The sequence below is a fragment of the Streptomyces montanus genome (assembly GCF_005786655.1).
Taxonomy (GTDB): Bacteria; Actinomycetota; Actinomycetes; order Streptomycetales; family Streptomycetaceae; genus Streptomyces; species Streptomyces sporangiiformans.
Map to the genome: position 1 here is coordinate 1 of NZ_VBZC01000117.1, position 12,685 is coordinate 12,685.

The following is a 12,685-nucleotide window of genomic DNA, read 5'->3' on the forward strand; positions in this document are numbered from 1 at the left end:
CGCCGCCTCCTCCGCCGCCGCTCGTGCCGCCTGACGTGCCACCGCCGTCCGTGGAACCACTGCCGGTCGGCGTTGGCGAGGCGTCGGGGCCCTTCGTCGTCGGTTTCGCACCCTCCGTGCCTGCTGGCTTCTCGCCCGGCGGCGATGACTGCTTGTCGCCCTCCCCCGAGGTCTCGGGGTCGTCCGACAGATCCACCGAGCCACGGCTGGCACCCGGGGACGGCGACTCGCCCGCTTCGGCGGTCTTTGCGGGCGGGGCCGCCGCCTTGGAGTCGTCGGAGTTGTTCAGCAGGGCCACGGTGACACCGGTCATGGCCAGGACGACGGTGACCGTCGCGGCCACGAGCAGGACGCGGCCCGTACGACGCCGGGCCGCACCGGGAGTTGCGTCCCGGGCCACCTCCGGCTGCGCCGGCCCGAAGCCCGGCCCGCCCGCCGGTGGGGACGCGGGGAGGCCGAACTCCGGTACCCCGAACGCCAACCGGTCGCCACCGGGAGCCCCCGCGCCCGCTCCGCCGGCACCCGGTCCATCCGTACCGGGAGCCCCCGCGCCCGGAGCCCCTACACCCGATCCGCTGCCCCCTGACGCCCGCCCACCCAATCCACTCGCGTCCGGGAAATCCGCACCCGATCCATCCACCCCGGGAGTCCTCGCCCCCTGAGCCCCTGCGCCCGCTCCGCCGACCCCCGAAGCCCGCGCACCCATTCCACTCGCGTCCGGGTCCGGGACACCGGCCAGTGCTCCGCCCGCACCCGGAAACCCCGCGCCCGCTCCGCCGACATCCGGTCCATCCGCGCCGGGAGCCCCTGCGCCCGATCCGCCAGCACCCGAAGCCTGCGCATCCAACCCACTCGAGTCCGGGCCCCCCGCACCCGGCACACCCGCACCCGATCCAGCAGCCGCGGGAACCCCCGCCCCCTGAGTCCCTGCACCCGGAACCGCCGCATCCGGAGCCTCTTCGCCCGCTCGGCCGACCCCCGAAGGCCGCGCACCCAAGCCACTCGCGTCCGGGCCCCCCGCACCCGCCCCATCCGCACCCGGAAACCCCGCACCCCATCCGCCGGCACCCGGCACACCCGCGCCCGATTCGTCCTCACCCGTCGCCCCGGTCCCAGTCCCCGCAGCGCCCCACCCCGGTGGTCCGAATCCCGGCGGTACCGCCGGAGTGCTTCGCTCGGTGTCCTTGCGTGGTTGCCGTGCGGGGCCGCGCAGCCTGGTGGTCTCGGAGGTCCGGTCGGGCGCTTCCGCTGCCGCTCCCCTCCCCGGCTCCGCGCCCGCCACTGCTTCCAGCAGCTCGCGTGCCCGGTCGGCCTCCGGCCGGTTCTGGGGCTGCTTGTGCATCAGCTGCCGCAGCACGGGGCCGAGCAGCCCGGCGCGGCGCGGCTCCGGCAGTGGTTCGGTCACGATCGCGGTGAGCGTGGACCACGTCGACGTACGCCGGAACGGTGAGGTGCCCTCGACGGCCGCGTACAGCGTGGCGCCGAGGGCCCATACGTCGGACGCGGGTCCGGGGTCATGGCCCTGGGCGCGTTCGGGCGCCAAGTAGTCCAGGGAACCGACCAGTTCACCGCTGCGGGTCAGATGCGTGGTGGAGCCGTCGCCCGGGTCCTCCATCGTCGCGATACCGAAGTCGGTGAGGACGACCCGGCCGGAGCGGTCGAGCAGGATGTTGCCGGGCTTCACATCGCGGTGCAGTACCCCGGCGCGATGGGCCGCGGCCAGCGCGTCCATGACCTTCGCGCCGATCCCTGCGGCCTCCCGCGGGTCGAGCGTGCCCCGCTCGCCCAGGACGGCATCGAGGGAGGGCCCGTCCACCAGCTCCATGACGATCAGCGGACGCCCGTCGACCTCGGCCACGTCGTGCACGGCGACGACACCGGGGTGGCGGATACGGGCCGCCGCGCGCGCCTCGCGCTGCATCCTGATCCCCAGGTCGGCCAGTTCGGGCGCGCCGGCGTCGGAGTACGTCCGCAGCTCCTTGACCGCGACCTCGCGGCCCAGGACCTCGTCGAGGGCCCGCCAGACGACCCCCATGCCGCCACGCCCGAGCCGGGCCACCACGCGATAGCGTCCGGCCAGGAGCCGACCAATGCCGTCGGTCCCGCCGGTCCCGTCCGTCCTGTCCGTCCCGTCCGTCTGTTCGTTCTCCCCCGAAGACAACCCCTGCCCCGTTCCTCTGCCCCGCCAACAAGTGCCGTACAGCCTAGGGGGCAGAGGTGACAGTGCGAGCCGATCGTGACGGCTGTGACGGGCCGTTACTTGGCGGAGATCGTCAGGTCGGCCCGCCTGGGCGTCGCGAAGCTCTCCAGATCGGCGCGGGTCAGGCCCGTCACACGTGCCACTTCGGCGATGTCGAGGGCGCCGCAGTCCAGGCCCCGCAGCAGGTAGCCGCTGAGCGCCTTGGCGGTCGCGGGCTCGTCCATCACGTCGCCGCCCGCACGGTTGGCGTACCGGGCGAGGCGGGCCGCGGCCTGCTCGAAGCCCTCGCGGTAGAAGGCGAACACGGCCGCGTACCGGGTCGGGATGTGGCCCGGGTGCATGTCCCAGCCCTGGTAGTAGGCGCGGGCCAGGGCTCGGCGGGTGAGGCCGTAGTGCAGCCGCCAGGCATCATGGACCTTGGAGGTCGGGCCGACCGGCAGGACGTTGGTGGAGCCGTCCGAGACGCGTACACCGGTGCCCGCGGCTGCGACCTGCATGATCGCCTTGGCGTGGTCGGCGGCCGGATGGTCGCTGGCCTGGTGGGCGGCGCTGACTCCGAGGCAGGCGCTGTAGTCGAAGGTGCCGTAGTGCAGTCCGGTCGCGCGGCCCTCGGCGGCCTGGATCATCCGTGCGACGGTCGCGGTGCCGTCGGTGGCGAGGATGGACTGGCTGGTCTCGATCTGGATCTCGAAGCCGATCCTCCCGGGCCGCAGACCGTGCGCCATCTCGAAGGCCTCCAGCAGCCGCACCATGGCGGTGACCTGTTCCGGGTACGTCACCTTGGGCAGCGTGAGCACCAGGCCGTCGGGCAGCGGGCCGGCCTCCATCAGACCGGTCAGGAAGACGTCGAGCGTGCGGATGCCCCGGTCGCGCACAGGGGCCTCCATGCACTTCATCCGGATGCCCATGTACGGGGCCGCCGTCCCCTTCTCGTACGCCGCCGCGATCAGCCGGGCGGCCCGCGCCGCTGTCTCGTCCTCCTCGGCGTCGGGACGCGCGCCGTAGCCGTCCTCGAAGTCGACCCGGAGGTCTTCAATCGGCTCCCGCTCCAGCTTGGCGCGCACGCGGTCGTACACCGGCCCGGCGAGCTCGTCGGCGAGGCCGAGCACGGCGGCGAACGACGCGGCGTCCGGGGCGTGTTGGTCGAGCAGGGTGAGAGCTTGGTCACCCCAGGAGCGGATGGTGTCGGCTGCGAAGGCGTCACCCGGTACGTAGACCGTGTGGACGGGCTGGCGGGTGCCGGGGTCGCCGGGGTAGCGGCGCTCCAGCTCCGCATCGACGGGGGCGAGCCGGGCACTGATCTCCCTGCTCACGCTGCCCGCGAGGCTGGTCGTCACCCTCTCCTGCCGACTCATCCCAGACACCCTTTCTTTCCGGTAAACGGAATGACAGATCCGTATGGTGAAGCTATCCGGCGTGCTTCTCGGTGGTCAACACCTCCTCCACCACAGCCTTAGCAGCCACCCACCTGTTCACTCCTGTCTTGACTCGTTCTTCCGCACCGCCCCGCACACCCTTCATCCTGGCTCGTGAGAGACAGGAGAACGTGTGCTGAACGCCAGCCGAGTGTCGCGTCGCCAGAGCATCAAGACCGCGGCGGTCGCCGCGCTCACGGTGCCCTTCTTCGGTTCGAGGGACGCGGCAGGTTCGCAGGAGTCCACGGTGCCCGCCACCGTCGCCGAGCAGGGAAGCCGCGGACGCGGCGGCCAACTCGACGTGATGACGTTCAATCTGCGCTTCGCGAGCAACGAGGGCGAGCACAGCTGGCCCGCCCGCCGCCCCGTGATGCGCGAGCTGCTGCGCACGGCGCAGCCGCACATCATCGGTACGCAGGAGGGCCTGTATCAACAACTGCGGGACATCGAGGCCGATCTCGGCCCGCACTACGACTGGATCGGCACCGGCCGCAGTGGCGGCAGCCGTGATGAGTTCATGGCCGTCTTCTACGACACCCGGCGGCTGGCTCCGGTCGAGTTCGACCACTTCTGGCTCTCCGGCACGCCGTACGTGATCGCCTCCAACACCTGGGGCGCGGACTGGCTGCGCATGGTGACCTGGGTCCGCTTCCTCGACCGGAGCACCGACGGCCAGGAGTTCTACGTCCTCAACACCCACCTGGACAACGTGAGTCAGTACGCGCGAAAGCGGTCCGTGGGTCTCATAGGCGAGCGGCTTGCCGAGCTCGACCGCTCCTTACCGCTCCTGGTGACCGGCGACTTCAACGTCCCGGCCCACAAGAACACGGTGTACGACGCGATGCTGGACCTCGGGCTGGTGGACGTCTGGGAGACGGCGGCCGAGCGGAGCGAGGCGTACAAAACGTTCCACGGCTACCGGCCGCTGGTGCCGGACGGCAACCGGATCGACTGGATCCTGGCATCGCCCGGCGTGACGGCGCACCGCGCGTGGATGGACACGTTCTCGCGCGATGGACAGTTCCCCAGTGACCATCTGCCCGTCCAGGCGTCACTGAGCCTCGGTTGAGCGCACCGAAGGCCCCTGCGACCGCGACGGTCGCAGGAGCCTCGGGACATCCGGATCGGCTCAGCCCTTGCGGGCCTCGACCTCCTCGGTGAGCTGCGGGACGACCTCGAAGAGGTCGCCGACCACGCCGTAGTCGACCAGGTCGAAGATCGGGGCCTCGGCGTCCTTGTTGATGGCCACGATGGTCTTCGAGGTCTGCATGCCGGCCCGGTGCTGGATCGCACCCGAGATGCCCGAGGCGATGTACAGCTGCGGCGAGACGGACTTGCCGGTCTGGCCGACCTGGTTGGAGTGCGGGTACCAGCCCGCGTCCACCGCGGCACGCGAGGCACCCACGGCCGCGCCGAGGGAGTCGGCCAGCGCCTCGATGATCGAGAAGTTCTCGGCGCCGTTGACGCCACGGCCACCGGAGACCACGATCGCGGCCTCGGTCAGCTCCGGACGGCCCGTCGACTCCCGCGGCGTACGGCCGGTGACCTTGGTGCCGGTCGCCTGGTCGGAGAAGGACACGGCGAGCGCCTCCACGGCGCCCGCGGCCGCAGCCGGCTCCACGGCAGCCGAGTTCGGCTTCACGGTGATGACCGGGGTGCCCTTGGCGATACGGGACTTGGTGGTGAAGGACGCGGCGAACACCGACTGCGTGGCCACCGGACCGGAGTCGCCGGCCTCCAGATCGACGGCGTCGGTGATGATGCCCGACCCGATACGCAGTGCCAGACGGGCGGCGATCTCCTTGCCCTCCGCGGAGGACGGCACCAGCACGGCGGCCGGGGACACCTGCTCGTAGGCGGCCTGCAGCGCGTCCACCTTCGGCACGACCAGGTAGTTGGCGTACTCGGCGGCGTCGTGGGTGAGGACCTTCACCGCGCCGTGCTCGGCGAGCGCGGCCGCGGTGTTCTCGGCGCCGGAGCCGAGGGCGACGGCTACCGGCTCACCGATGCGGCGGGCCAGCGTCAGCAGCTCCAGGGTGGGCTTGCGGACGGCACCGTCCACGTGGTCGACGTAGACGAGAACTTCAGCCATGGGACTTCTTCTCTCCTGCTTGCGAAGTGTGCGGGGCGGTCGGCGAATACGGGGCTCAGATGAACTTCTGACCCGCGAGGAACTCGGCGAGCTGCTTGCCGCCCTCGCCCTCGTCCTTGACGATCGTGCCGGCCGTGCGCGCCGGACGCTCGGCCGCGGAGTCCACGACCGTGTAAGCACCGTCCAGACCGACCTGCTCGGCCTCGAGGTCGAGGTCCGACAGGTCCCAGGACTCCACCGGCTTCTTCTTGGCCGCCATGATGCCCTTGAAGGACGGGTAACGCGCCTCACCCGACTGGTCCGTCACCGAGACCACCGCCGGAAGGGAGGCCTCCAGCTGCTCCGACGCGGCGTCGCCGTCACGGCGGCCCTTGACCGTGCCGTCCTCGACGGAGACCTCGGACAGCAGGGTCACCTGCGGAACACCCAGCCGCTCGGACAGCAGCGCCGGAACCACACCCATGGTGCCGTCCGTGGACGCCATACCTGAGATCACCAGGTCGAATCCGGCCTTCTCGATCGCCTTCGCCAGCACCAGGGAGGTGCCGATGGCGTCGGTGCCGTGCAAGTCGTCGTCCTCGACATGGATCGCCTTGTCGGCACCCATGGACAGGGCCTTGCGCAGCGCGTCCTTGGCGTCCTCTGGACCGACGGTGAGCACGGTGATCTCCGCGTCATCGGCGTCCTCGGCGATCTGCAGCGCCTGCTCGACCGCGTACTCGTCGAGCTCCGAGAGCAGACCGTCCACGTCGTCCCGGTCGACGGTCAGGTCATCGGCGAAGTGCCGGTCGCCGGTGGCGTCGGGCACGTACTTCACAGTGACAACGATCCTCAAGCTCACGCCGGCTCTCCTACTGCAATCGACATTTCCGAGCTGCCTTGTTTCAGGCAGCATAGGCGCCTCAAGCGGCCCGTCCCGGTTGGGGCGGCCTGCGCCCCCGACTCAAATATTACTCGTCAGTACACCCAGTTCATCCCCGCTAAGCAAGCGCTTTGAACTGTGACCTTTGCAACGCAGCGTAATCGGAACTCGACGCTCCCGCAGGGGCACGGGCGCCACGGCCCGCCGAGATCAGTCCCGCAGTCCATTGAAGCGCCCCTGGTGATAGAGGAGCGGGCGGCCCGCGCCGGTGGGGTCGCCGAGGAGGACCTCGGCCACGACGATGCGATGGTCCCCCGCGGGAACACGCGCGACGATGCGGCAGACGAGCCATGCCAGGACATCGTCGAGCAGAGGCACTCCTTCGGGGCCCTCGCGCCAGCCGGTCGGCGCACCGAAGCGGTCGGCGCCGCTGCGGGCGAAGGTGGCCGCCAGCTCCTGCTGATGGTCGCCGAGTATGTGCACGCCGACGTGGTCCGTCTCGGAGATCACCGGCCAGCTGGAGGCGCCGGTGCCGATGCCGAAGGAGAGCAGTGGGGGCTCGGCCGAGACCGAGGAGAGCGAAGTGGCGGTGAAGCCGACAGGGCTGCCGCCGCCCTGGGCGGTGATCACGGCGACTCCCGCGGCGTGCCGCCGGAAGACGGAGCGGAGCAGGTCCGGAGAGGCGAGTCGAGGTGTGTCGAGGTCGTGCGTGGCCGCCATGGAGTTGTCCTTCTGCGAGACGTCGCTGGGGGTCCCCCCACTCGAGCGAAGCCGAGAGTGGGGGAGGGTCCTGAGCTGCTCAACAGCCCGGACAGCGCGCGCTCGCGGTGCGGACGAGGTCCACATGGACGCGCTCGTGGAGAAGGAGTTCCGGGGGCATTCGGCCAGGCTGACGACAGGTGGCGCGCACAGTCAAGCGCGTTCCGGCAACTGGGAGATGCGTCACCGTCCGCCCCAAGTCTGCCCCCCGGGCCTGGGCATCATGGCGTGCCGACGGCCTCACCGAGCGCGGCGATCACATCCGCCTTGCGCGGCTGCCCGGTCGCGCGGCGCACGACACGTCCATCGGCGTCGAGCACGAGCACGGTCGGTGTCTTGAGGATGTCGAGTTCGCGTACGAGATCCAGGTGGTCCTCGGCGTCGATCTCGACGTGGGTCACCCCCGGAACCATCCCGGCGATCTCGCCGAGCACCCTGCGGGTCGCGCGGCAGGGCGCGCAGAAGGCACTGGAGAACTGGACGAGCGTGGCCCGTTCACCGAGGTGCTCGCCCAACTCGGCGGCCCCGAGCCGCTTTCCGCCGTCACGCCCGCGCACTACGACCCTCCCGCTCCGCCGCCGGTGCAGCACTCCAAAGACGCTCGCCGCCGCGAGCACCGCCACGCACACCACAAGTCCCGTCATCCTCGCCTTCAGCGTTCACGCGACCGCAAAGATTCCCGGACCCACGGAATCCGGACCATGCGGAATGCTTGGTTCATGGACATCGATGCGAGGGGCCCGCGATTCGGGGCCGCCGTGACCACCGCCGTACTGGCCGCCGTGCTCATCACCGGGAGCGTCTGGCTGCTGGTCTGGCAGACGCTCAGCTTCGCGCTCGGCGCGGCCGGAGGTGTGGGGCGCTCGCCGTACGGCCGGCTGTTCCGCAAGGCCGTGCGTCCGCGGATCGGGCCGCCCACGGAGTTCGAGTCGCCCGAGCCGCCGCGCTTCGCCCAGGCCGTCGGGCTCGTCTTCGCGCTCATCGGGCTGGTCGGCTATGCGTGGGGGCCGTTGTGGCTGGGGCCGGCCGCGACCGGCTGCGCGCTCGCGGCGGCGTTCCTCAATGCCGCGTTCGGGTACTGCCTGGGCTGCGAGATGTTTCTGCTGGTACGCCGCCTGACGGCGCGCGCAGAGTAACGGCATGGAGTAAAAGACGGGGAAAGCGCGCAGGTGGATCACCTGCCGACGTGACGAGAATCTCGCCGTTCAGCGGCACCAGGACTGGCTACTCGTCCGTTCTTGCGGCACGATCTGCGCAATGCCGTAAACCTACGGCTGCGTAACTTCCCCGCCGGGAACCGCCCTTCCCAGGCAGAGCAGAGAGAAGGGTTCACTCCGTTCATGGCTGAGCTTGCTTACCGTCCTGCCATCGGTCTCGCCCGCACGTTGTTCAAAGCCTGGGACCTGAAGATCGACGTAAAGGGATCGGAGAACATTCCGCGCTCGGGCGGTGCGGTGCTGGTGAGCAACCACATCAGCTATCTCGACTTCATCTTCGACGGTTTCGCGGCGCTGCCGCAGAAGCGCCTGGTCCGTTTCATGGCGAAGGAGTCGGTGTTCCGGCACAAGATCTCCGGTCCGCTGATGCGCAACATGAAGCACATCCCCGTGGACCGCAAGAACGGTGAGGCAGCGTACGCGCACGCCCTGGACTCGCTGCGTTCCGGTGAAATCGTCGGGGTCTTCCCGGAGGCCACCATCTCGCAGTCGTTCACGCTGAAGAGCTTCAAGTCGGGTGCCGCGCGCATGGCCCAGGAGGCCGGCGTCCCGCTGATCCCGATGGCGCTGTGGGGTACGCAGCGGCTGTGGACGAAGGGCCATCCGCGCAACTTCAAGCGCAGCCACGTCCCGATCACCATCCGGGTCGGCGAGGCGATCGAGGCTTCCCGCGACAAGTACGCGGGCGCGATCACCCGACAGCTGCGCGAGCGCGTGCAGGAGCTTCTGGAAGCCGCTCAACGCGCCTACCCCGTACGCCCCAAGGGCCCGAACGACACCTGGTGGATGCCCGCGCACCTCGGCGGCACGGCCCCGACCCCCGAAGAGGTGCGGGCGGCCGAAGCGCGCTGAGCCACCGCTTCGGGGCCCGGGGCCACTATCGAGGGGCGTGGACGGTGATCCGCGCTCCGGGGCTGAACTTCTCCAGCAGTTCGGCGAGTTCGGCACCCGCCGCCTCGACCGCGGACACGGGCATCGGCGCCAGGCTCTCCAGCAGGAAGAGCGCGGAGGTGGACTCCTCCGTGAGCCGCGTACGCGGACCCTGGCGCCAGTTCCAGCGCCGGCAGGTCACGCCTGCCTCGTCGCGCCACACCACCTCGCCCGCGTCGGGGTGCTCGACGACCTCCTCGCCCGCCGCGACGGTCACGAAGGCCTCGTCACCCGTGGCTCGCACGAGTCGCATTCCGCCCTGGATGCGGGCGATGTCCTCGCCACCCACCGGGATCAGATGGGCGACGCTGATCGCGTTGTAGAGGTCGACGAGCAGGTTGATCCGGGGCAGGCCCGCGGCCGACAAGGCCCGCTTGGCCAGCGCCTCCGCCGAGTTGCGCGTACGCGACGGTTTGGCGCCGAAGGCCGTGTACGTCTCACGCCAGGCGGCCATGTGCGGGTCCTCGTGCGGGGCGCGCCCTTCGAGTCGTACGGCGAGACGGCGGGCCGCGTCGTCCAGGAGCGCCGAAGTGCCGTCCGTGCTGGGCCCGTTGACGAGTCCGTACGCCTCGACGGTGACGTGGGTGAAACGGGGCGCGAGGGCGCGCACCTCGTCGGACACGGTGAGCGTGAGAGTCATCGTCTGCTGTGCCTGCCTTGCCTCAGAGTGCGGTGGGGAGGGTCTCCCACAGGTGCTCCCGGTCACGGGCGGCCTTCAGGGCGCGCAGTACGACCGGGTGAGGTTCAGCATACAGAACCGGATAGTCCATCTCATTGGACTCCGGGTCGAGAGTGAAGGCCAGGCGCTCGCCGTCGAGCGAGAACCGGGCGTCGACCCCCGGTTTGTTTCCGCGAGGGTCCTGCCGGTGCCACCCTCCGTTGAAACGCACGGCGATCAGGCCGTGCACCATGTCGAACTTCTGGTAGCAGAGCGCCGTGGGAATGTCCTCGGCCCGCAGCAGCGCTGCCAGCGCGTGGGCCTTGGCGTGACAGATACCGGTGCGCTGCTCCAGGACGTCGGAGGCGCGCCAGGTGACACGCGAGTCACCGCTGTCGGCCGAGTGCGGGATGGTGTCGCGAATGAACTCGTACGCCGCTTGCGCATAGGCATACGAGTCCGCGACCGTCGAGGCGAGGTGCGCCGCCGTCTCCCGTACGAGCGGATGATGGTGATCGATGACCTCGTCAGCGGTCAAGTAAGCGGACAGGTCGGCGGTTTCCTGGATCAGCTCCATGCCCGCAGAGCATAGGAACGCGGCCGAGCGAGAGTCAATGACTTTTCTTTCTAATGCATACTTATGCAGAACGTGAGGCAAGCTCGGATGGGGCTCACTGGCGCGCCATCTCCTCCTTGAGCGCCGCCACGAAGCCGTCCACGTCGTCGTCGGTCGTGTCGAAGGAGCACATCCAGCGGACGTCACCCGCGGCCTCGTCCCAGAAGTAGAAGCGGTAACGCTTCTGCAGACGCTCGCTCACGTCGTGCGGCAGCCGCGCGAAGACCGCGTTGGCCTGGACGGGGTACAGGATCTCGACGCCGTGCACGGCGCGCACGCCCTCGGCGAGGCGCTGGGCCATCTCGTTGGCGTGCCGGGCGTTGCGCAGCCAGAGGTCCCTGGCGAGCAGCGCCTCCAACTGCACCGAGACGAAGCGCATCTTGGAGGCGAGCTGCATCGACAGCTTCCGCAGGTGCTTCATGTGGCTGACGGCGTCCTGGTTGAGGACGACGACGGCCTCGCCGAACAGCGCGCCGTTCTTGGTGCCGCCGAAGGACAGGACGTCCACGCCGACCGCGTTGGTGAACGCCCGCATCGGGACATTCAGCGAGGCGGCCGCATTGGCTATCCGGGCCCCGTCGAGGTGCACCTTCATACCGCGCGCGTGGGCGTGCTCGCAGATGGCGCGGATCTCGTCGGGGGTGTAGACGGTACCGAGTTCGGTGTTCTGCGCGATCGAGACGACCTGCGGCATCGCCCGGTGCTCGTCATCCCAGCCCCAGGCCTGCCGGTCGATCAGCTCGGGCGTGAGCTTTCCGTCGGGCGTGGGCACCGTGAGCAGCTTGAGGCCGCCCATGCGTTCGGGGGCGCCGCCCTCGTCGACGTTGATGTGCGCGCCCTCCGCGCAGATCACCGCGCCCCAGCGGTCCGTGAGCGCCTGGAGCGCCACGACGTTGGCGCCCGTCCCGTTGAAGACGGGGAACGCCTCGGCACTCGCGCCGAAGTGGCTGCGCATCACCTGCTGGAGGTGGGCGGTGTAGTCGTCCTCGCCGTACGAGACCTGGTGCCCGCCGTTCGCCAGGGCGAGGGCGGCGAGCACCTCGGGGTGGGCCCCCGCGTAGTTGTCACTGGCGAAACCGCGGACCTCCGGGTCGTGATGACGCCGGGCGTCGGTCTTCGGAGGGTTCACGGCTTCTCGGTCAGCCACAGGCGCTTCCCATTCACTTCGGCGGCGGGCCGTTCCCAGACGCCGGCGATGGCCTCGGCCAGCTCCTTGACGTCCGTGAAGCCCGCGAACTTCGCGTTGGGACGCTCGGCGCGCATCGCGTCGTGCACCAACGCCTTCACAATCAGGATGGCAGCCGCGGACGTCGGGCCCTCCGCTCCCCCGGCCTTGCGGAAGTAGTCGGCCATGGCCAGCGTCCACGCCTCGGCGGCGGCCTTGGCGGCGGCGTAGGCGGCGTTGCCCGCGGTGGGCTTGCTGGCGCCCGCTGCGCTGATCAGGACGTACCGGCCGCGGTCGCTGCGCTGCAACGCCTCGTGAAAGGCGAGGGAGGTGTGCTGCACGGTACGGATGAGCAGCAGCTCCAGCAGGTCCCAGTCGTCGAGATTCGTCTTGGCGAAGGTCTCGCTGCCGCGCCAGCCTCCGACGAGATGGACCAGTCCGTCGACGCGCCCGAAGTCCTTCTCGACGCGCGTGGCCCAGTCCAGGGTCGACTCCCGGTCGAGCAGGTCGACCGTGTCCCCGACGACGGTGGCGCCGCCGTACGCGTAGCGCGCCGTGTCCACGGCCTCGGCCAGCCGCTCCGGGTCGTTGTCCGAGCCGACGACGACCGCACCCGCCTCGGCGAGCCGCAGCAACGTGGCCCGGCCGGCGGGACCGCCCGCGCCGGCCACCGCGATCACCGCGCCGTTGAGCGCCCCGTTCCCCATGATCCTCGCCTCCTGAGCAGTCGTGTCGGTGCGGTCGCTCACGCGGCCACCCGCTCGGCGCTGT

The 12,685-nt window shown here is 70.3% G+C and carries 13 protein-coding genes; 3 read left to right on the plus strand and 10 right to left on the minus strand.

Translation table 11 applies throughout. The features are described from left to right. Both FE633_RS49075 and FE633_RS45770 read right to left on the minus strand, forming a co-directional pair. A partial coding sequence (locus tag FE633_RS49075; protein ID WP_425473332.1) for a serine/threonine-protein kinase occupies positions 1-2,161 on the minus strand: 2,161 nt, incomplete at its 3' end. A 95-nt stretch (positions 2,162-2,256) separates the two neighbouring features. Further along, positions 2,257-3,555: a DUF6986 family protein gene (locus tag FE633_RS45770; RefSeq protein WP_138051072.1), complete on the minus strand. Its 1,299-nt coding sequence runs from the start codon at positions 3,553-3,555 to the stop codon at positions 2,257-2,259. Between the two features lie 193 nt (positions 3,556-3,748). On the opposite strand from FE633_RS45770, the gene FE633_RS45775 reads away from it, so the two are divergent. After that, positions 3,749-4,684 carry an endonuclease/exonuclease/phosphatase family protein gene (locus tag FE633_RS45775; protein ID WP_246114143.1) on the plus strand — a complete coding sequence of 312 codons (936 nt, stop codon included), beginning with the start codon at positions 3,749-3,751 and terminating at the stop codon, positions 4,682-4,684. A gap of 60 nt (positions 4,685-4,744) precedes the next feature. Here the strand turns inward: FE633_RS45775 and FE633_RS45780 are convergent, their stop codons facing one another. The 4 genes from FE633_RS45780 to FE633_RS45795 all read right to left on the minus strand — a co-directional run bounded on the left by FE633_RS45780 (position 4,745) and on the right by FE633_RS45795 (position 7,972). Then, positions 4,745-5,707, minus strand: coding sequence for an electron transfer flavoprotein subunit alpha/FixB family protein (locus FE633_RS45780; protein WP_138051073.1), 963 nt, complete (start codon positions 5,705-5,707; stop codon positions 4,745-4,747). A 55-nt stretch (positions 5,708-5,762) separates the two neighbouring features. Further along, on the minus strand, positions 5,763-6,548 hold the full coding sequence (locus tag FE633_RS45785) for an electron transfer flavoprotein subunit beta/FixA family protein (protein ID WP_138051074.1): 786 nt from the start codon (positions 6,546-6,548) through the stop codon (positions 5,763-5,765). Between the two features lie 231 nt (positions 6,549-6,779). Further along, positions 6,780-7,289 (minus strand): flavin reductase family protein, encoded by a 510-nt coding sequence (locus FE633_RS45790; protein WP_138051075.1) that lies wholly within the window; start codon positions 7,287-7,289, stop codon positions 6,780-6,782. A gap of 260 nt (positions 7,290-7,549) precedes the next feature. Then, complete coding sequence (locus FE633_RS45795) at positions 7,550-7,972, minus strand: thioredoxin family protein (RefSeq protein WP_138051076.1); 423 nt, start codon at positions 7,970-7,972, stop codon at positions 7,550-7,552. 75 nt (positions 7,973-8,047) lie between these two features. On the opposite strand from FE633_RS45795, the gene FE633_RS45800 reads away from it, so the two are divergent. After that, complete coding sequence (locus FE633_RS45800) at positions 8,048-8,464, plus strand: DUF4395 domain-containing protein (protein ID WP_138051077.1); 417 nt, start codon at positions 8,048-8,050, stop codon at positions 8,462-8,464. 204 nt (positions 8,465-8,668) lie between these two features. Next, positions 8,669-9,397, plus strand: coding sequence for a lysophospholipid acyltransferase family protein (locus FE633_RS45805; RefSeq protein ID WP_138051078.1), 729 nt, complete (start codon positions 8,669-8,671; stop codon positions 9,395-9,397). Positions 9,398-9,422: 25 nt separating this feature from the next. Here FE633_RS45805 and FE633_RS45810 read toward each other — a convergent pair whose 3' ends face one another. The 4 genes from FE633_RS45810 to FE633_RS45825 form a co-directional block, all read right to left on the minus strand. After that, the gene (locus FE633_RS45810) at positions 9,423-10,115 is read right to left on the minus strand and encodes a B3/B4 domain-containing protein (protein WP_138051079.1); all 693 of its coding nucleotides are present in this window, start codon (positions 10,113-10,115) and stop codon (positions 9,423-9,425) included. A gap of 22 nt (positions 10,116-10,137) precedes the next feature. Continuing rightward, positions 10,138-10,710: a transglutaminase domain-containing protein gene (locus FE633_RS45815; RefSeq protein WP_138051080.1), complete on the minus strand. Its 573-nt coding sequence runs from the start codon at positions 10,708-10,710 to the stop codon at positions 10,138-10,140. Positions 10,711-10,804: 94 nt separating this feature from the next. Then, on the minus strand, positions 10,805-11,878 hold the full coding sequence (locus FE633_RS45820) for a threonine aldolase family protein (protein ID WP_138051081.1): 1,074 nt from the start codon (positions 11,876-11,878) through the stop codon (positions 10,805-10,807). Further along, positions 11,875-12,621 carry an SDR family NAD(P)-dependent oxidoreductase gene (locus tag FE633_RS45825; RefSeq protein WP_138045070.1) on the minus strand — a complete coding sequence of 249 codons (747 nt, stop codon included), beginning with the start codon at positions 12,619-12,621 and terminating at the stop codon, positions 11,875-11,877. Before FE633_RS45825 ends, FE633_RS45820 begins: the two co-directional genes overlap by 4 nt. Positions 12,622-12,685 lie beyond the last annotated feature (64 nt).

Excerpts from the sequence above, each read along its gene's own strand:
- FE633_RS45800 (WP_138051077.1), top strand. The coding sequence starts at position 8,048 with ATGGACATCGATGCGAGGGGCCCGCGATTCGGGGCCGCCGTGACCACC.
- FE633_RS45805 (WP_138051078.1), top strand. The coding sequence starts at position 8,669 with ATGGCTGAGCTTGCTTACCGTCCTGCCATCGGTCTCGCCCGCACGTTG.
- FE633_RS45780 (WP_138051073.1), bottom strand. The coding sequence starts at position 5,707 with ATGGCTGAAGTTCTCGTCTACGTCGACCACGTGGACGGTGCCGTCCGC.
- FE633_RS45825 (WP_138045070.1), bottom strand. The coding sequence starts at position 12,621 with ATGGGGAACGGGGCGCTCAACGGCGCGGTGATCGCGGTGGCCGGCGCG.
- FE633_RS45795 (WP_138051076.1), bottom strand. The coding sequence starts at position 7,972 with ATGACGGGACTTGTGGTGTGCGTGGCGGTGCTCGCGGCGGCGAGCGTC.
- FE633_RS45790 (WP_138051075.1), bottom strand. The coding sequence starts at position 7,289 with ATGGCGGCCACGCACGACCTCGACACACCTCGACTCGCCTCTCCGGAC.
- FE633_RS45815 (WP_138051080.1), bottom strand. The coding sequence starts at position 10,710 with ATGGAGCTGATCCAGGAAACCGCCGACCTGTCCGCTTACTTGACCGCT.
- FE633_RS45770 (WP_138051072.1), bottom strand. The coding sequence starts at position 3,555 with ATGAGTCGGCAGGAGAGGGTGACGACCAGCCTCGCGGGCAGCGTGAGC.
- FE633_RS45810 (WP_138051079.1), bottom strand. The coding sequence starts at position 10,115 with ATGACTCTCACGCTCACCGTGTCCGACGAGGTGCGCGCCCTCGCGCCC.